Origin of the sequence: Luteibacter sp. UNC138MFCol5.1 (assembly GCF_900110505.1) — a bacterium.
Classification (GTDB): Bacteria; Pseudomonadota; Gammaproteobacteria; order Xanthomonadales; family Rhodanobacteraceae; genus Luteibacter.
Map to the genome: position 1 here is coordinate 103,394 of NZ_FODZ01000006.1, position 18,364 is coordinate 121,757.

The window sequence follows — 18,364 nt, forward strand, 5'->3', positions numbered from 1 at the left end:
CGGAATCCGCCGGACGCTCAGACGCGATCATCGAGCGTCTTACCAGTTTCGCGATGTGCGAAATTCGGAATGACCGACTGAATCGCTTCCACGATTCTCGCCTTCGCGACGGGTCCGTCCGTTCGGCCGACGGCGTCTTCGAGCATATCCAGCAAGCCAGCCGACAAGAGCGCACTCGGAACATGGCGGACCGCGCCGAGCGTCTGCAAACCCGATTCCAGCGCCGATTCGCCATGGCCTACGAACTCTTCGTAGGGCTTTTCACCGCTGGTATCGAGAGGCGTCAGCAGTAGCGGCCAACGCTTTTCTGCAGCAAGCGCCTCGACCGCGCCCCTCGCCTCGTCCTCATCGACGAAAAGCTCGGCCGTGTAACCCATGCTTTGAAGGACGCGTTCCGCCACTCCCTGGAGCGGCTGCAATTGACTGACCGGATCCAGCTTCGGGAAAAGCACGTTCTGATCGTTCCCAAGCAACGCCGAAAGCAGGCAGATCTGCCCGGATTCCGCCTGCGACACGAAATAGCGGCGTGTATCGCGCGGCGCGGCGAACGGTTGCCGTTTCGCCATTCGGGTCAGAAAAGACTGCAGTAGGCTACCATTGGAAAACGCGACGTTGGCGAATCGAGCTGACGTCGCAACGGCTCCCTGACAAAGCGCGGGGTCGAACACGACGTCTTCCATGAGACGCTTGCTGGCGCCCATCAAGCTCGTGGGATTCGCCGCCTTATCCGTCGAGACAGAGAAATAGCGCTTTCCATGACCGTGGGCAAGCAGCCAGCGACGGAAGCGAACGTGGCGAACCACGTTCGTGTCGAGCATCTGAAGGAGGGAGTAGACGTCCTTTTCCGAGCGGACGTGCTTCAGCGCGGCGAAGTTGAGGACAAAATCGTACGGGGCGCTCTCGGCCAGGAAACGACCCATGACGGGGGATCCGTAATCGAGCGGAAGCGCACGAAAGTCGTCGACGTGAAGGCCGTCAGGCTGGCTACGGAGATCGCGCACAAGCTCCGCCAGGTAGTTCTCGCTCTGGTCGACAACGTGAAGGGCTGCTGGACGCAGCGCAGCGAGCAACATCGTGGTGGCAGATCCGATAGTTCCGCCACCGCCGACGACCAAAACGCGCGCACCCCGAGTCATCTGCCGGAGCTCGGTCTCGCGCGCGACGATGTCGTCGGCGAACTGCGAGCGGTCACGCTGAAGGACCACTGCATCGAGTGATTCCGGACGCAGGGATATGAGGTCAGACATGCTCTTTGCTTCCATTGATAAGGCCACCGCCCGGGGAGCCCCGCCGCGCAACGAGGTAACGGGGACGTTGCTTCACTTCGTCGAAGATCTGGCCAAGGTATTCACCAAAGATACCCATGAAGAAGAGCTGCACGCCGCCAAGAAACGTTATGAACGTGACGAGCGAAGCCCAGCCGGGTACGCGGGATGGACCGGCAATGTAGCCGGCGACGAACACCAGACCGAGTAGAACACTCAGCGATGCAATCGCGAGACCGGTGATCGTGCATATGCGCAGCGGAGTTTTTGAGAACGAACTGATGCCCTGAAGCGCAAAATTGAACAGGATCGACGTCCGGTAGTTCGATGCGCCAAACTGCCGTCTCTCCGGCTGGAACTCGACATAGGCGATGTTGTAACCAATCCACGTCACAAGGCCACGGAGAAAGACATTTCGCTCGGTCAGCTGATCGCGAAGCACCTCAACGACGCGGCGCGACAGCAACCGATAATCGGCTGCACCTGACTTGAGATCGATGGAACCTATTCCGGAAATCAACTTATAGAAAAGCGCCGATGTCGTACGCTTGAGAAAGGGTGTCTCCTTGCCGTCCTGTCGAAGCGTCTGGACTATCTCGGCACCGGACTCCCAACGCTCCACAAGCGTGGGGATGAGTTCGGGCGGATGCTGACCATCACTGTCGAGCATGATCAGGGCATCGGCAACGCTCGCGTCGATGCCAGCGATCAAGGCGGCCTGATGGCCAAAGCGGCGCGACATGACAAGGACCTCGACATCGTCGCTCCGGCCGGCAAGGTCGAGCAGGATGTCTTCCGTGCGATCCCCTGCAGGATCGACCGCATAGATGAAACCGAAGCTATAGCGGTCACGTAGCGGATCGAGCGCCTTTTTTAGGCGGTCATGGAAGATGAGGATACCGTCCTCTTCGCGAAAGACCGGGCAGAGGATCTGAATGGTCTTCATCCGACGGACTCCTTAAGCCAGGTGGCGATACCCGTCTGGAGATCACGACGCGGCATCCATCCGCAATAGTCGCGCATGGCCGAGCAGTCGGCTACCACATCGGGAATTTCATTAGGGCGCGCATTGCCTTTGTCGACGACGGGCTTCTGAACACCAAGCACGTCCATGGCGATCCGGACCACCTCGCTCACGGACCACGACTGACCCTGCCCCACGTTCAGGACCCGGAATCCACGCTCCGGCATGGCGGCGACGAAGGCATCGATGGCATCGTCCACGAAGAGGTAATCCCTCCTTGGCGCAAGGTCCATCAACTCGATGCTTTCGACAGCCGGGTCCATCAACTGGTCGACAATGCGCGTAATGAGAAAGCGATTCGACTGACCGGGGCCGTAGACATTGAAGAGGCGAATCGCGGTAATGCTCATGTCGTATGTCGACGCGTACCAACGGCATGCTTCCTCTCCCATCCACTTCGAAAAAGCGTATGGGTTGTTGGGTCGCACGGGATGGGACTCGTCGATGGGCAACCGCTCCGGAATGCCGTAGATATAAGCGCCGACATACGTCAGCGACACGTCGGCCTCGCGACATTGCTCAAGGACGCGCACCGTTCCGTGCGCATTTACAAGGTGAAAGCGCGACGGGTCGCTCCAGGCATCGAGGACGCCGGTCTCACCGGCGAGGTGAAACACATGTCGAACGCCGTCCAGTGCTAGGCGATCGGTGAGGAGGTCGAAGCCTTGGGCACGCCCTATCGGCACGACGTCGCAACCGAGTTGGCGCAGGCGATCGACGAGATTGCGGCCGAGGAACCCGGAGGCACCGGTGACGAGCACGCGATCTCCCGCTATCAACGGAGCCCTCATGTAAGGTCCATGTCCTTGCTGAGCTCCGGCCAGTCGTCGATCGCCTTCTGATAATCGTCAGGGCGACCGATATCCAGCCAGTAACCGGTATGTTCGACGACGTCGACCGGTCGATTCTGTTCGAGGTATCCCAGGACAAGGTGATCGAAGCCAAAGGGGACGTTGCGCGGAATAACATCGAGCACCTCGCGCGAGACGGCATAGACACCCATGCTGACGAGATAGTCGATCCTCGGCTTCTCTTCAAACCCGTTTAGGCGCGACTCGCCGTCGACGCGAAGGACGCCGTAGTCGATGTGCTGCGTGCGTCGCGCTGCGGAAATCGTGAATAGACTTTGCTTCCGTGCGTGCGAAGCGAGGAACTCGCCATAGTTCACGTCACTGAGAATGTCACCGTTCATGACGAGGAACTCGGACGGCAGGTCTTCGATCAGCTTCAGCGGCCCCATTGTGCTGAGCGGCATGTTCTCGAGCGAGTAGTCGATCTTCATCCCCCACTTCGCCCCATCACCAAAGAACGCCTTGAAGAGCTCAGACTGATGATTCACGGCAAGCGTGATGTGCTCGAAGCCGTGAGATTTCAGCTGGCGAATGATGACCTCGAGGATCGGAAATTCACCGATTGGCATGAGGGGCTTGGGGAGGACCACGGTGTAGGGGCGAAGCCGCGTACCCTTGCCACCTGCGAGAATTACTGCTCTCTTCATCACCTATCTCCACTGAATTTTTTCTTTAGCCTTAGCCGCTCCCGGACGAACGGCGTCAGGAGCAAGACGATAGCCAGCAGGCTTAGGACACAGCCAACGATAAAGCTTACCGGCAGGAATGCTAGCTCAACCTCGTGTTTGCCCGACGGAACGAAGACGCCCTGGATCAGCCCGTCGACGGGCAGAACCCTCGTCTTCCTGCCATCCACCCTCGCCGTCCAGCCCGGATACCAAGCCTGGCTTACGACGAGGAGGCTGCTTCCCGCTCCATCAACCGACGCCCGGAACCAACCGGGCCGCCGCTCGATGTTACTAAGCCGCGGCGCCACGCTACAGTCAGGAGCGGGAGGTGCATGCCTTGGCTCGAGAAGTGCGACGGCATGAGGATCAAACGTCGATCCGTCGGGCAGCGCCTTTCCAGAGAGGACTGCATCGATCTCACCCTTGCCCATCGTGCTGGTGCGGCAAACGCTCCACTGCAGGGGCGGCTGCGCGTTGCGCCTCGCAAGAGACACGGCAGGATTGGAAACGTCAACCGTGAGACCCGGCTTTGACGGCGACAGCTTCAACGCATGCCTCTGCGTGTCCACGAGCTCCACACTCCGTGCCCGCATGGCCAGATCACCCTGCCCCGCGAGGTCGAGCCTGAGCGACGACACTCCCGCTTCGGCTCCGCCCTGGAGTACGAGGTTGGTCACGTAGTCGTGACCCGGGGCGCCTGGGGCATCGAAGGTCATCGCCACCGGAGCACGTTGATGATTCACCTTCAACCCGGGGCGATCGATAGCCCATTCCGATGTATCGATGCCGGCTCGCAGGGCAAGATCGGACGCAGCGCCATCAGGGCCGGACCATTGTACGGTCGCGACCTGCTCACCCTGCTCGACACCCGTCGAACATGCCAAGTGCGAGACGATCCGTATCTGAGCCGCACGCGTCCCCGGCGGGACCGCGTACTCCACCGATTTGGGGGTGGCTGGGGCACCGCATCCGCGCGAGAGCACGACGTCGTCGAACATAAGCCCGCCGCCCGAACGTGCGAACCAGCCGACCCCCATGATGTCAGGCAGCGGAGAGGTTGCGATGTCGAAGTGGGGATGCCCGGTCGGATCGAGTCGAGCGAAGCGCTGAGCGCGCGCAGGCAACATCGGGCCATAGTTGACGGCCAGGGGCACTCCGAATGCCACATTGACCTGGGGACTGAATGGCCCGTAGACCAGCCGACTTTCTTCCACAGGAAGGACCCGCGTACCAGAGGCACGCACGGCGTTCACCTGCGCCAGCGTAGCGGCCGATGGCGTGCGCATCGTGGGCGTGAGCCCCTCGTAACGCCATTCGAAAAACATCCCGAATGACGCGAGATCGACAGCCACCAGCAAGCCCGTGATCACGCTCAACGCGCCCTTCCCCGACGAGACCCAGAGCAGCGTCAAGACACAGGCGCTCACCATGAGGGCGATGGGGATGAAGATCGCGGGGTTTCGGACCATCGACGAGAAAGTGTCGCCCATGATATCCCACGGATGCGCGCCAAGCACCGGATAGATATGCGAAATCAGCCTCAGCGAGAGGACTGCGACGCAGACAAGGACCAGAATCGGGATTACTACGTGCCAGTGACGTACCGATCTGTTACGAAAGGCACCGACCGAGAACGCGAGCATAGTGGCGATGGCAAGAATGAAGACGAAGCCATACCGCCCCTGAGCCCTGAAGGTACCCACCACGGGCATGTGATAGACCAGCTTTCCGAGGGGCGTGGATGCCCCCATGCTGAGAAGGATGGCCACGACCGCAATCGCCGCCCAGAACCACACATGGGGATTCCTCCTGCATGCGAGGAGACCGACACCTGCGAGCACCATCGGAACGACGCCGGCATAGAACGCGAGCTCCGTCAGGTTGTAAGGGCCGACATACGGCCCATAGAACGCCGCGGGAACCGTGCCGAAAAGCCCTGGGAAAAACCCAATCAGAAGCGTTCGTACCGAATTCGAGTAACTGTCATAATCGGCGATCGACCATCCTGCCCGGACACCTTGCGCCGCGAGTTCGGCAAACGGCACCGTACTGATCGAGGAAAGCATGAGTCCAAGGATGAACACGCACGCCCCATGGATGAGAACGCCCTTGATCGGTCGCCCCTGAGCTCGGGCGAGACCACAGAGAAAAATCCAGAACACGCCACCGACCCCGAAGCCGATGATCGATATCTGGGGATGGCCGCCCAGCAGGCTCATGCATACTGCAACCGCACCGACGCAGACCGCCGGCCAGTTCAGCCGCTCGCTGCCGCAATAGAATGCCCAGAAGATCCAGGGTATCCAGCAAGCGGCATGGATGATCGTCGCATGGCCCAGATGGGCGATCATGAAGCCGCCACTGGACGAGACGATGGCTGCGATCAGCGCACCGACCCGCGATTCCGTATAAGCCGAGAGGAAGGCGTATGTGCCGACCGCCATGAGGACGTAAGCGGAAATGACGAAACTGTTATAGCTCGGCAGCAGGAGCTTAAGCGGGTAGTTCGCCTGAACCTGCAGGTCCGCCTCCACGGGAAAGCCGAGCAGCAGCCGGTCCGATATCAGCGTCCAGGGCTCATGGAAAAACGGGAAATACGAAATCGCGGCATCGCCCGGCGCCAGAAGCGAATCCGTCGACCACACTGGTGAAAAGTACAGGGCGAAGAACGCGGCGAAGAAAAGGGTGACGAGAAGCAGCTCGCCACCGACGCCATTTGCGAGCACAGAGAATCGTCGATCCGTCAATGTAACCCGCATTGGAAGCAGCCGTCGTCCGTAAATGGCCAAAAATGATACTACATGGGCCGCTCTGCGAGCCCCTCGCCCATGGGCCGGACGGCCGATCTGGCCCATTTCAAAGGCTTGTGCGCGGCGCGCCACGTCCCTCGCCGCCGAGCCGCTGGGTTGACGGGCTGAACGGTGCTTCAGCGCCGCCGGCAGCGAGCGTGGGGGTCCCGCTATAATAGTACGGTTAATGCACCCTTGGAGCGGAATCATGATCGTCCCAGTCATCCTCAGCGGCGGCAGCGGCACCCGCCTTTGGCCCCTCTCACGGAAGAACCGCCCCAAGCAGTTCCTCGCCCTCGTCGGGGACACGACGCTCTTCCAGCAAACGGTCGAGCGCACCCGGAAGCTTCCCGATACCTTGCCGCCCATCGTAGTGTGCAGTGAGGACCACCGGTTCACGGTGGCCGAGCAGCTCCAGGAGCTCGGTGTAGACGGTGCATCCATCCTGCTCGAGCCCGCAGCGCGAAATACCGCTCCAGCCATCGCACTTGCTGCGATGCAGGCCTTGCAGCGAAACGACGAGGCGGTTCTCCTCGTCCTGCCGGCCGATCACCTGATTGGCGACGAGACCAGCTTCGTGGAAGCGGTGAAGCGCGCGACGCCGCTCGCCGGCGAGAACTGGCTCGTGACCTTCGGCATCCGGCCCGAAGCGCCCGAGACGGGCTTCGGTTACATTAGGCGGTCGGAGTCGATCTCCGAGAGCGGCTTCAGAGTGGCGCAATTCGTCGAGAAGCCGAATGTGGAAACCGCGACCCGATACGTAGAGAGCGGCGATTTCGACTGGAACTCGGGCATGTTCCTGTTCAAGGCTGCCCGCTTTCTGGAAGAGCTTGAGAAACACTCGCCGGAGATTCATGCCGCGGCGGCGAAGGTCTTCGCGACAGCACAGCCAGATCTCGACTTCGTTCGCTTCGATAAGTCTGCCATGACCAAAGTCCCCGATGACTCGATCGACTATGCGGTCATGGAGAAAACCGACCGCGCCGCTGTGGTTCCGGTCAGCTGTCGCTGGAGCGACATCGGATCGTGGTCTGCATTGTGGGAGGCGGCTGACAAGGATGCCGATGGCAACGCAGCGGACGGCGACGTTATCACGCTGGATACCCGCAATACCCTCGTCCGCACCCATGACCGGCACATGGTGGCAACGATCGGCCTCGACGACGTGATCGTCGTCACGACACCCGACGCGACACTCGTGGCATCGCGCGACGAGGTGCAGCACGTCAAAAAAATCGTGGATTCGCTGAGCACTGCCGGGCGCGGCGAGCACCTCGCGCATCGTCAGGTCTATCGGCCATGGGGTAGCTACGATTCGATCGACATGGGAGAGCGATTCCAGGTCAAGCGCATCGTCGTCAAACCGGGCTCCGTGCTGAGTCTGCAGATGCACCATCACCGCGCAGAACACTGGATCGTGGTTTCGGGTACCGCCGAAGTCACCTGCGGCGAGAAGGTTTTCTTGCTCACCGAGAATCAGAGCACGTACATCCCACTCGGCGTGACGCATCGCCTCCGCAACGTCGGCAAGGTGCCTCTCGAGCTGATCGAGGTTCAGTCGGGGAGCTATCTCGGCGAGGACGACATCGTGCGCTTCGAAGATGTCTACGGACGCGCTTGAAGCAGCTTGTGCATAAAAAAGGCGGGCCGATGGCCCGCCTTTTTTTAGGCCGGTGTGCCGCCTATCAAATGTCGCAGCTCGTCTGTCTTCGCCAGCATGAGCGCCGAGTTGCCGCGGGCCTCCACGTTCAGACGAAGAAGAGGCTCCGTATTCGACGAGCGGAGGTTGAAGCGCCACGACCCGAACGACATGCTGACACCATCGATATTATCTGTCGATTCGACGACGCCACTGTAATGATCGATGATTCTGGCCACGGTGGCGGACGCATCGCTGACGCGGAAGTTGATTTCGCCGCTACACGGGTAGGCAGCCATCCGCTCCTCCAGCATCTCCGCGAGAGAAATCCCGGTCTTGCAGATGCGCTCGGCGATGAGCAGCCACGGAATCATGCCGGAGTCGCAGTACGAAAAATCCCGAAAATAATGATGCGCGCTCATTTCGCCGCCATAGATGGCATCTTCCGCGCGCATGCGCTCCTTGATGAAGGCGTGACCGGTCTTACTCTCCACCGCGATTCCGCCCGCGGAAGACACCATATCAACTGTGTTCCACGTGAGTCGCGGGTCGTGGATGATCCGGGCACCAGGATTTTTCTCCAGAAGCTGCGCCGCCAAGAGACCGACGATGTAATAGCCCTCGATGAACGCGCCATTGGCGTCGAACAGGAAACACCGATCGAAGTCGCCATCCCACGCAATACCGAAGTCGGCGCCCGAAGCTTTCACGGCCTGAGATGTAGCGTCCCGGTTCTCGGGAAGCAACGGGTTGGGAATGCCGTTTGGGAAGGTTCCGTCCGGCTCGTGGTTGACCCGGATGAACGTGAACGGCAAGTGCGACTCGAGCAGATCGACAATGCCCCCCGCTCCGCCATTGCCCGCATTGACGACAATCTTGAGCGGACGAAGCGCACCCGGGTCGATATAACCAAGAAGGTGACGAATGTAGGCCGACTTGTCGTGATCGACGCGCACCACTCCACGTTCACTCACGACATCGCCGAAGGCATCTTCTTCGACCATCCGTTCGATGTCGCGCAGCCCCGTGTCCCCGCTGATGGGCCGCGCATCTTCGCGCACGAGCTTCATGCCATTGTAGTCGATCGGATTGTGGCTGGCGGTAACCATGATGCCGCCTGCGACAGCGCGATGGGCCGTCTGGAAGTAAACCTCCTCCGTCCCGCAAAGACCAATGTCGATGACATTCCGTCCCTCTTCCGCCAAGCCGCGCGCAAGTTCCGTGGCAAGCGAAGGGCTGTCCAGCCGGATATCGAATCCGACGACTACGTCGCCCTCACCCACCGTCCGCGCGAACGCGCGGCCGATGCGGTAGGCGACAGCGTCATTCAACTCATCCGGCACCCTGCCGCGGATGTCGTATGCTTTAAAGCACTTCATAGGTTTCGTCCTGGCCGCATCAAATGATCGAGGTAGGATTTGCGTACATCCATTCGAGGGTAGTGCGCAGAGGAATGATATCGAGCTCGCCGATGAGATCACGGAGGCGCGAATTGTCACCAGTCAGCCGCGCGACTTCGTGTCCCCTGACAAATGCAGGATTAACGCGAACCTCGATATCGTAACCCGCAATCTCCTGCATCATGGCGATCACTTGAGTCAAAGACACGGACACGCCGGAGCAGACATTCACGATTTGCCCGATTGAGCGTTCTCTCGCCGCCAAGAGCCGCGTGTAGGCGTCGCCAACGAAGCGGACGTCCTGAAAGTCGCGTGCGACATCAATGTTACCCAGTTCGATGATCTTCTCGCCGCGCTGGAAATGGGACACGATCTTCGGCAAAAGGAAGTTCAGCGTCTGCCCGACGCCCGTGTAGTTGAACGGACGCGTGACGACAAGCGGCAGCCGGTCGGACCAGAGCCTTGCCATGTATTCCATGGCAAGCTTACTGACCGCGTAGTCGTTGGCAGGGGATGGCTCGACGCTTTCGTCGATCACTTCCCGCGCACTGTTTCCGTAGATGTTCGCACTACTGGCGAGAAGCACGGCTTGCGGCGCGACGTCGAGCTCCGCAAGCGCCTCGAGCAGGTTGCGAGTACCCACCACGTTCGTCCGGTACATGGCCTCGGCATCGCCGTGAGCCACGAAGGCGATGGCCGCGAGATGGACCACCGCCTGAGGACGCGCCGCATCGATCGCCCTGCGCACAGCTGGGCGATCCAGCAGATCGATCCCCGGCGAATCGCGATCATCGGGTCGTTCACAAAGGCCCTGGACGATATATCCCGCCGCCTCGAGTTTGTCGACGAGAAATCGGCCAGTAAAGCCCCTGTGCCCCGTTACGAGGACCCGGCCTTGAACTGTCTCAGAAGGACGCGTCACGTTCATTCCGGCGCAGATCGGCTTCGACCATCATCTTGCAGAGCTGCTCGAGCGTGGTCGAGGGCTTCCACTCGAGCTTTTCGAATGCCTTCGCCGGATCGCCGATCAGCAGCTCGACTTCTGCCGGACGATAGAACCTTGGATTGATCTTCACGAGCAGTTTGCCCGTCTTCCGGCATGTGCCGGTTTCGTTTTCCTCGCTACCCTTCCACTCGATATCCATATCGACAGCAGCGAAAGCGAGCGTGACGAAATCGCGGACAGTCTCGGTCCGGTTCGTGGCGAGCACGAAAGTGTCGGGCTCGTCGGCCTGCAGCATGCGCCACATACCCTCGACGTACTCCTTCGCGAAGCCCCAATCGCGCTTCGCGTCAAGGTTGCCAAGTTCGAGCACGTCGAGTTTGCCGAGCTTGATCTTCGCGACGGCGTCGGTGATCTTGCGCGTAACGAACTCTCTGCCACGCAGCGGCGACTCGTGATTGAACAGGATGCCGCTCGAGCCGAAGATGCCGTAAGACTCGCGGTAGTTCACCGTGATCCAGTGGGCGTAGAGCTTCGCGACACCATACGGGCTACGTGGATAAAAGGGGGTATCTTCCTTCTGCGGAACGGCCTGCACCTTACCGAACATCTCCGACGTCGACGCCTGGTAGAAGCGGATCTTCGGATTGACGATACGAATCGCCTCCAGAAGATGCAGGGCGCCTACGCCGGTGATCTGCGCGGTGGTGGCAGGCTGATCGAACGAGACACCGACGAAGCTCTGCGCGGCAAGGTTGTAGACCTCCGTGGCGCCCGTCTGCTGCAGAAGACGGATGGCCGAGCCACCGTCGGTCAGGTCGAACTCGACCAGTTCGAGGTTTGGATGGTTCTGGATGCCCAGCTCCTCGATACGCCAGAAATTGACCGAGCTCGTGCGCCGATATGTACCGTAGACGCGGTACCCCTTTTCGAGGAGTAGCTCGGCCAGGTAGGCGCCGTCCTGGCCCGAGATTCCGGTGATCAGTGCTGTTTTCATCGTATCCGTCACTTCAAATGGTCAGCTATAGTATCGAAATCTGAATCGGCGGGCCCTAGGCCCCACCGACACCTCAATCAGCGCGCGGAACCACGTCGACGCGATCAAACGCGATGGCGACCTGCCCGTCGACCATGACTCTCACCTCCACGTCCGATGCGTCCTCCCGGAGTTCCACGCGGAGTTCGGCAAGTTTAGCGTTGCCTCGCCCAAGATCCGCCCGCGCCACCCGCCATGTTCCGCGGGTCGTGACGACATCCACCCACGCCTTACCGTCGCCCCCGAGGTACTGGCCGTGGACCGAGACGACGTACGATCCGGCCGTCGCGCTGAATGGGGTCGTTCCATAAAGCAGGCCCGCCGATGTGGTGGAGAGACGTCGCTGCCTGTCCAGAACCCCGGTGGTTGCATCGGCCCGGTAGTCCGATGCGAGGAAACAGCGCCGCCCGTCGGAACGCCATGCGTCAGACCACCCGCCGCCAACGACGACGTCGACGAGCTGCGCCGTCGCCTGTCGCCACGTGATCCACGGCATCTCGGTCGACGATACGACACGGCCGCTGGCAGCATCCTGCAGCCACAGCGTAACGGCATCGGCGATCGCCTCGGGGGCCAGGCCATCGAAATAAACCGCGTGGGCGCCGGCGACCTCCCGGAAAACCGGCAGGTCACGCGCGATGATCGGGAGGCCGTATTGCGCCGCCTCGATGAGTGGCAGGCCAAAACCTTCGCCTTCGGACGCGGCCAGCAGCGCGGCCGATCCGTGGTACATCGCCACCAGCTCATCGTCGTCGGCGCGCTCCAGCCAGACCAACCGCTTGCCGGCCTCCGGATGCTGGCGCAAGCGCCTTATCAGCGGATCCATCCGCCATCCGGGCTTGCCGATGATGACCAGACGCGCGTCCATGCCCCGGTCCCAAAGCAGCTCGAACGCCGCAACCGCCTGCGCGTGCCCCTTCCGGGGTTCGATCGTGCCGACCATCAGGAAGCTCGCGCTCGAAGGATCACCGCCTGCGGCGCTCGTCTGACCTGAAGATGCACCCGGAGCCAAGTCTGCCCCCAGATGGAACCACCCCAGCTTCAACGCGGTTCCCCGAGCTGGCAACGCCTGATCGAGCCATTGCTTGAACTCGTCGGCGACCGTGCGGGAGATGGTCACGATACCGTCGGCAAGATCCGCGATCGCTTCGTACCACGCGCGGAATGTGGGAAGACCCGCCTCGTCAAAGCAGTCGGGGCGCAAGAGAGGCAGGATATCGTAGACGACGAAATATACCGGAACGCCTGCAGCGCGCATGTTCACGAATACGTCGCGGTGGTGCGGAACGAGATGCGCCGCAAGGTCCAGCCCCAGGAACACATCGCCGGGTGCGAATGCGACGGGCGCATCGTCACCCGGACTCGCTGCCGGATTGACGAGGCCGACGGTGAATGCCCGGGCATAGCGAAATCCTTCGCCCCTCGCAAGGTAGACCGGCTCGACACGAAAACCTTCGGGGGGGCGGGTCAGCAACTCCATCAGAACGTGGCGGACGACGCGCTGAATCCCGGTCTTCGCATCGGTGACGACGAGGTTCGAGATGTCGACGAACAGCGAGCGCAACCTGCCGGGTGTCCGCTCATTGATCTCAAGTGCCGCCGCGAGCTGACCGAAATGCTGCGAGTCGAGCGTACGTACCTGAGGCATGTCCGCGTAGGACGCCAACATCTCGCCGACCGGCCTACCGACAGATGTGTCCCCCTTGCGACGGATCCGCCAGCAGGGATCGAGGAACTCCAGCACGTCCGCGGGCAACGTTTTCGACGCCGCGGCTTCGTTTGCACCAACGAGAGCGGAGTAGCCCCCCCAGCCATAGAGCGCTCGCCGCAGAAGAGCGGGGTCGAGCGCCTCGAGCGCATCTGTCAGGACGGTGACTTCCTCCGTCTCGAGCCACAGCGTGGCCGGGTGACCACGTACGGCGAGAAGGCTGCGGGCAGTCTCGACATCATCTTTCACTTGCACGATGACATGGTCGAACTCATCCGGGACGAACGACGCCATGGACGGGCCTCCGCTCGCACCGTTCTGCGCGAAGAGCTCGACCGAAGTTCCGCCCATCCCGACCTCGACCGTCATCGCCTTCGCGTCCACAGGTCCCGAAGCGATGACTGCCACCCGCAGCGCATGCGCCACGTCCTGCGGCTGACGACGATCGCCCAACGCTCGCGGCGGCGAGTCGTGCGCGGCTTCCAGTGCGGACCAGGCGAGCTGCGCACTTCGTTCCCATGAGAAACGCTTCGCCTGCTTCAACCCGTGCGTCCGCATCTCGGCCCGGAACTGCTCGTCGGTCAAACCCTTCACCATCGCTGACGCGATGGCTTCCACCGAATACGGATCGAACAACGCAGGTTCGAAGTCGATCACCTCAGGCAGGCTCGTCGTGTTCGATCCCACCACGATCGCTCCGCACGACATCGCCTCCAGAGCTGGAAGGCCAAATCCTTCGTGGGTCGATGGAAACACATACAGCGACGTCGCGTTGTACAAGCCGATCAAGTCTCGATCGCTGACGAATCCGGTGAACACGACAGCGTCATTGGGCAGGCCCAGCGAGATGGACACTTTCTGCAGAGTCTGCTTCTCCGCCGCGCCAATGCTGCCGACGAGCACCAGCTGATGCGTCGATCGAAGGCTGGGCGGAAGCGAGGCGTAAGCCTCGATCAGCCGGACGAGGTTCTTGCGCTCATCGAAACCGCCGGCATACATGACGAATGGCCTGGCAATGCCCAATTTCGCACAGCCTGCCGCGCGAGCACCTGCGGCGGGTTTGAATTCGCCGCCCACCGCCGCCGAAATCGTCGACACACGCGACGGCGCCACCCCCAGCGATGCCACGGCGTCAGTGGTCGCGTAGTTCGAAATTCCAAGCAGGACATCGCACGCGGCGAGATGCTTCAGCTTCTCACCGTACCAGGCGCGCGCACCCGGCCGCGACAGATAAACGTCCGGCAGGTGGAGCGGAATCAGGTCGAAGACGATCGCCGCCTGCAGAGCCGATGAGCCCTTCCGGACGGATGTGACAACGTCGTCGCCATATCCGTCCACCATGCTCATGGTGAGTACGACATCGACCCCAAGCTTTTCGAAAAAATCTTCGCGCAAGCGTTGCGATATGGCGGCACGTGCATGGTTCGCCGGATCGATCGCTTGCGTGGGGCGGAGCCCGGACCAACTGACAACACGATCCTCGGGAAGCAAATCGGCGAGCGCATCCCTGATTCCAGCCGCCGATGCCGGCATCGCCGCATTGACAGCGACCCACACCTCATGGCCACGACGATCGTTCAACAAGGCGCGACACAGCGCCATGCTGTAGCGACCGACGCCACGCACGCTTCCCCCTGGAGATTGACAGGCCTGCAGATCAATCAAAACGCGCATCAAGTACCCTCACCCTCTATAGCGAGACCGTCGTGCGATCGCGGCCCGCAGCGAAGACTCCACTGCGCGCGCACGCTCGTTCAGAACAACGTCCCCATGACTGGCATGCTCGTAGCCTCCGCTACCGGGAAAAACGAATCGGCGCAGACGTTGACCGATCCGTGTCTGGGGACCGATCACCTTGCGAATCACCGGACGCACCCCGGGCACGCCGAGCGCAACGCGCATGGCGGGACGCGCCGCACGAGCGCCTCGCGCCACCATGGGCCGGAACACGCGCCAGCCCAGGCGGAGGAACCGCGAGAAGAATAGCTTCGTGGCACGTAACGGGGCCGTGATGCGCCAGGAGAAGCTCGCTACGAGGGCGCCGATGATCTCGTCCCGTCGCGCGACCTCGTGTTCGAGGCGCGCGCGAACGCCGTAAGATTCCGTTTCGAGCTCGTGCCGAAGGCTCATGGCCTCGCGTTCGAGACGACCGTACCTTACCTCGGCCTCCCTTGCCTCTTCGCGCGCGAGCGACAATCGGTCGGCGTGTTCGCGATGCGCCGCATCCAGGCTATTACTCAGATGCGTTACGACCGCGCGCGTCTGAACCAGATCGCTGCGCAGCGCGGCAGTTTCGTGCCTCAACTCGTGGCGCTCGTCGTGGGCAAGCTTGTGGCGCGCCCGGATGAAGTCGTCGAAGACATTCGGCGGCGCACGAAACGCATCGAGCAGTTCCCGATGCTCGTCCGCGACGTAGTAGCGATTAAGTCCGTCGAAATAGGCGAAGAGGTAGCCACGATCGAGCAACAAGGGCTCCCACGCTCCATGGCTTGGGATCTGGCTGTTGGGCTCCGTCGCTTCGACCAGGACGACCCAGGGCCGGACACGGTCGAACGAACACGATGCCAACGCCACTTGCTCGGCACCTTCGCAGTCGACCTTCAGAAAGTGCACGACATCGACGCGCTGTTCTTCGAAGATCCTGTCGAGGCTCCGGGCGGACACATGATGCTCGCGCACCACCTTGCCCTCCTCCCTGTACCTCTCGGCCAGCAAGCGGTCACCCGTCGACCAACCCGTCTCCTCGACCTCGAAGATCGTGAAGCCGTCCCCGTCACCGACCGCGATGTTCAGATTGACATCGTAAGGGCGATCTTCCACCAGTAGCTGATACCAGTGAGGGACAGGCTCGATGTTGATACCCCGCCAGCCCCGGAGGGAGAAGGCCTTGGTCACCGAGTCATCGCTCGGGTGCTGTGCTCCCACATCGACGAAGTAGCCCTGTCGAATATGGCCGAGTGCGCGATGCAGCATCACGTCCTCGAAGTTCTGGGCGTAGCTAACGAAAGTCATGGCAGGCGGTCGAAATCGAAGGTGGGCGGAATCCATGCGCTGCCGACGAAGTGCGGATGCGACTGATTCGCCACTGTGAAGATCAATGCCAGATCGCGCCACTCGTAGTTGTCGACGAGGTGGGTATCCGTGCTGACGAGCGCCGTGGATATCGAATATGAGCCGGGGCCGATATTCATAGGGAATCGCGCGACGTAGGACAGGACGGAGCCAGCCGGCACATCGGTGGCGACCTGGCGGGTGTGGAACGTGTTCGTGCCGAAGACGGGCTGCCCGAGGCGATCCTTGATCATGTAGCCAAGGACGAGCTTTGGGATATCCGACCGCGCTTCGACATCGATCCGCAATTCAACGTCCTGCCCGACGTCGACGAACTCGATGGGTTCTCCGGATGTGGCATGTAGCCGGATGCTCTTGACGACCGCCTCGAACGTGCCCGAGATCGTCTGCATCTGTCCCGACTCAAGCCGCTCCACCTTCATCGTGGTGTTCTCACGCTCGGCGATGAGCGCGTTATACGCATCCATGACTTCGGTGGGTTCGCCATCCTTGAGCACTCGACCGCCCTGCAGGAGGATGGCGCGATCGCACATGTTCTGGATGGCGCCACTGTCATGCGAGACGATCAGCAGGCTGGTACCGAGCTCGCGAAACTCCTTGATGCGCTTGAAACACTTGTGTTGGAAGTACGCGTCGCCGACCGATAGCGCCTCGTCCACGATGAGGATGTCGGGGCGGAATGCCGTAGCGACACTGAACGCTACACGCATCTGCATGCCACTGGAGTAGGTGCGTACGTACTCGTCGAAATAGTCGCCGATCTCAGCGAATGCCTCTATGTCCGGCATGGCCGCCTCGATCTGCTCACGTGAGAAGCCCATGAGTCCGGCAGCATGATAGACATTCTGGCGGCCGGTGAGGTCGGGACTGAAACCCATGCCGAGTTCCAGAATGGCGGCGATACGGCCATGCACGGAAACAGACCCTTCCGTGGGAACGAGGGTCCTCGTTATCAGCTTCAGCAGCGTGCTCTTGCCCGCTCCGTTCTGGCCCACGATACCGATGGCCTCGCCGCGACCGACGGAGAAGGAGATACCTCGCAATACCCAGTGCTCTTCCCGCGGTTTCACAGGCACGCCGAACCACGTCGCGATTCGCTTCAGTTCACTTCCGTAATCGCGGAACGCCTTGCCCACGTCCCTGACATCCAGCATGAGCGTCATCAGAGGACATCCACCATCTCGGGTGCGGCACGCCGGAACATCAGGAAAGCGACGACGAGCAGCACGATGGACCCCGCAGCCATGGCGGCGAGCGGAAGCAGCGGAGGCGCAGCCCCGTACAGCAGCACGGACTGGTAACCCGAAACGAGGTAATACATGGGGTTCAAATGAATGATTTCGCCGAACCCTGACGGCAGGATGCTCGGCATGTAGACGATCGGCGTCACCCAGAACCAGAGCTGCAGAACGACCGTCATCACCTGCCCAACGTCCCTCAGGAACACGTTGACGACGCCAAGAATCAGCCCCAGCCCCAGCGAGAAGACGACCGTGATGCCCATCAAGAGGGGTATCCAGAGCACGGCAGGAGTAGGCATGTGTCCGATAAGGGCGAAGATGATGAGCGTCGCCACCAGAAGCAACGCATTGCTGACAAGTGACGAACCCACCGCGATGAACGGCAACGTCGCCCTCGGGAAGAAGATCTTCTTCATGAGGTTTCCGTTGTCGACAAAGAGCGTCAGCGACCTCGTGATGATCTCGAGAAACAGCGACCAGGCCAGCATGCCGGACATGAGGTAAATCGAATAGGCGTATTGGTTGGTGGTGCCCGGGAGCCTGGCCCCCATCACGCGGGAGAGCACCAGCGAATAGATGGCCACCTGCGCGAGCGGCTGCAGGACCATCCACGCCGCGCCCAGCCGGCTACGCGCGACGCGGGCCTTCAGGTCGTTCTTCACCGAGGAGGCAATGAAGTGACGGTAGCTCCAGACCGCACGAATGAGTTCGCTCATCGAAAGCTCCGG

Annotated in this window: 13 protein-coding genes; 1 reads left to right on the plus strand and 12 read right to left on the minus strand. The window is 61.3% G+C overall.

The genetic code is table 11. The features are described from left to right. Window positions 1–17: 17 nt before the first annotated feature. The 5 genes from BMY69_RS16340 to BMY69_RS16360 are packed head-to-tail and all read right to left on the minus strand — an operon-like array spanning window position 18 to window position 6,534. Window positions 18–1,247: a polysaccharide biosynthesis protein gene (locus tag BMY69_RS16340; protein WP_090180213.1), complete on the minus strand. Its 1,230-nt coding sequence runs from the start codon at window positions 1,245–1,247 to the stop codon at window positions 18–20. Continuing rightward, complete coding sequence (locus BMY69_RS16345; RefSeq protein ID WP_090180215.1) at window positions 1,240–2,211, minus strand: glycosyltransferase family 2 protein; 972 nt, start codon at window positions 2,209–2,211, stop codon at window positions 1,240–1,242. The genes BMY69_RS16340 and BMY69_RS16345 overlap by 8 nt, the downstream gene beginning before the upstream one ends. Beyond that, on the minus strand, window positions 2,208–3,050 hold the full coding sequence (locus tag BMY69_RS16350) for an NAD-dependent epimerase/dehydratase family protein (protein ID WP_177191204.1): 843 nt from the start codon (window positions 3,048–3,050) through the stop codon (window positions 2,208–2,210). Before BMY69_RS16350 ends, BMY69_RS16345 begins: the two co-directional genes overlap by 4 nt. Before the next feature lie 26 nt (window positions 3,051–3,076). Continuing rightward, on the minus strand, window positions 3,077–3,787 hold the full coding sequence (locus tag BMY69_RS16355; RefSeq protein ID WP_218143209.1) for a sugar phosphate nucleotidyltransferase: 711 nt from the start codon (window positions 3,785–3,787) through the stop codon (window positions 3,077–3,079). Next, complete coding sequence (locus BMY69_RS16360) at window positions 3,787–6,534, minus strand: YfhO family protein (RefSeq protein ID WP_090180222.1); 2,748 nt, start codon at window positions 6,532–6,534, stop codon at window positions 3,787–3,789. Before BMY69_RS16360 ends, BMY69_RS16355 begins: the two co-directional genes overlap by 1 nt. 271 nt (window positions 6,535–6,805) lie before the next feature. Here BMY69_RS16360 and BMY69_RS16365 point away from each other — a divergent pair, with 271 nt between their 5' ends. After that, on the plus strand, window positions 6,806–8,218 hold the full coding sequence (locus tag BMY69_RS16365) for a mannose-1-phosphate guanylyltransferase/mannose-6-phosphate isomerase (RefSeq protein ID WP_090180224.1): 1,413 nt from the start codon (window positions 6,806–6,808) through the stop codon (window positions 8,216–8,218). 44 nt (window positions 8,219–8,262) lie between these two features. Here BMY69_RS16365 and BMY69_RS16370 read toward each other — a convergent pair whose 3' ends face one another. From BMY69_RS16370 to BMY69_RS16400, 7 genes are all read right to left on the minus strand, one after another. Then, window positions 8,263–9,615, minus strand: a complete 1,353-nt coding sequence (locus tag BMY69_RS16370) for a phosphohexomutase domain-containing protein (protein WP_090180226.1) — start codon at window positions 9,613–9,615, stop codon at window positions 8,263–8,265. 19 nt (window positions 9,616–9,634) lie between these two features. After that, window positions 9,635–10,564 carry an NAD-dependent epimerase/dehydratase family protein gene (locus BMY69_RS16375; RefSeq protein ID WP_090180229.1) on the minus strand — a complete coding sequence of 310 codons (930 nt, stop codon included), beginning with the start codon at window positions 10,562–10,564 and terminating at the stop codon, window positions 9,635–9,637. Beyond that, the gene (gmd, locus tag BMY69_RS16380; RefSeq protein ID WP_090180231.1) at window positions 10,542–11,576 is read right to left on the minus strand and encodes a GDP-mannose 4,6-dehydratase; all 1,035 of its coding nucleotides are present in this window, start codon (window positions 11,574–11,576) and stop codon (window positions 10,542–10,544) included. Before gmd ends, BMY69_RS16375 begins: the two co-directional genes overlap by 23 nt. 73 nt (window positions 11,577–11,649) lie before the next feature. After that, on the minus strand, window positions 11,650–14,997 hold the full coding sequence (locus BMY69_RS16385) for a glycosyltransferase family 4 protein (RefSeq protein ID WP_090180234.1): 3,348 nt from the start codon (window positions 14,995–14,997) through the stop codon (window positions 11,650–11,652). A gap of 9 nt (window positions 14,998–15,006) precedes the next feature. Further along, window positions 15,007–16,335, minus strand: a complete 1,329-nt coding sequence (locus tag BMY69_RS16390; protein ID WP_177191205.1) for an FkbM family methyltransferase — start codon at window positions 16,333–16,335, stop codon at window positions 15,007–15,009. Continuing rightward, window positions 16,332–17,558, minus strand: a complete 1,227-nt coding sequence (locus BMY69_RS16395) for an ABC transporter ATP-binding protein (RefSeq protein ID WP_090180239.1) — start codon at window positions 17,556–17,558, stop codon at window positions 16,332–16,334. The genes BMY69_RS16390 and BMY69_RS16395 overlap by 4 nt, the downstream gene beginning before the upstream one ends. Continuing rightward, entirely contained in the window at window positions 17,558–18,352 is a 795-nt protein-coding gene (locus BMY69_RS16400) for an ABC transporter permease (protein ID WP_090180242.1), read from the minus strand. The genes BMY69_RS16395 and BMY69_RS16400 overlap by 1 nt, the downstream gene beginning before the upstream one ends. Between the last annotated feature and the right edge of the window lie 12 nt (window positions 18,353–18,364).

Coding starts and splice junctions, on each gene's coding strand:
- BMY69_RS16390 (WP_177191205.1), bottom strand. CDS start 16,335: ATGACTTTCGTTAGCTACGCCCAGAACTTCGAGGACGTGATGCTGCAT.
- BMY69_RS16365 (WP_090180224.1), top strand. CDS start 6,806: ATGATCGTCCCAGTCATCCTCAGCGGCGGCAGCGGCACCCGCCTTTGG.
- BMY69_RS16345 (WP_090180215.1), bottom strand. CDS start 2,211: ATGAAGACCATTCAGATCCTCTGCCCGGTCTTTCGCGAAGAGGACGGT.
- BMY69_RS16370 (WP_090180226.1), bottom strand. CDS start 9,615: ATGAAGTGCTTTAAAGCATACGACATCCGCGGCAGGGTGCCGGATGAG.
- gmd (WP_090180231.1), bottom strand. CDS start 11,576: ATGAAAACAGCACTGATCACCGGAATCTCGGGCCAGGACGGCGCCTAC.
- BMY69_RS16355 (WP_218143209.1), bottom strand. CDS start 3,787: ATGAAGAGAGCAGTAATTCTCGCAGGTGGCAAGGGTACGCGGCTTCGC.
- BMY69_RS16395 (WP_090180239.1), bottom strand. CDS start 17,558: ATGACGCTCATGCTGGATGTCAGGGACGTGGGCAAGGCGTTCCGCGAT.
- BMY69_RS16375 (WP_090180229.1), bottom strand. CDS start 10,564: ATGAACGTGACGCGTCCTTCTGAGACAGTTCAAGGCCGGGTCCTCGTA.
- BMY69_RS16340 (WP_090180213.1), bottom strand. CDS start 1,247: ATGTCTGACCTCATATCCCTGCGTCCGGAATCACTCGATGCAGTGGTC.
- BMY69_RS16385 (WP_090180234.1), bottom strand. CDS start 14,997: ATGCGCGTTTTGATTGATCTGCAGGCCTGTCAATCTCCAGGGGGAAGC.
- BMY69_RS16400 (WP_090180242.1), bottom strand. CDS start 18,352: ATGAGCGAACTCATTCGTGCGGTCTGGAGCTACCGTCACTTCATTGCC.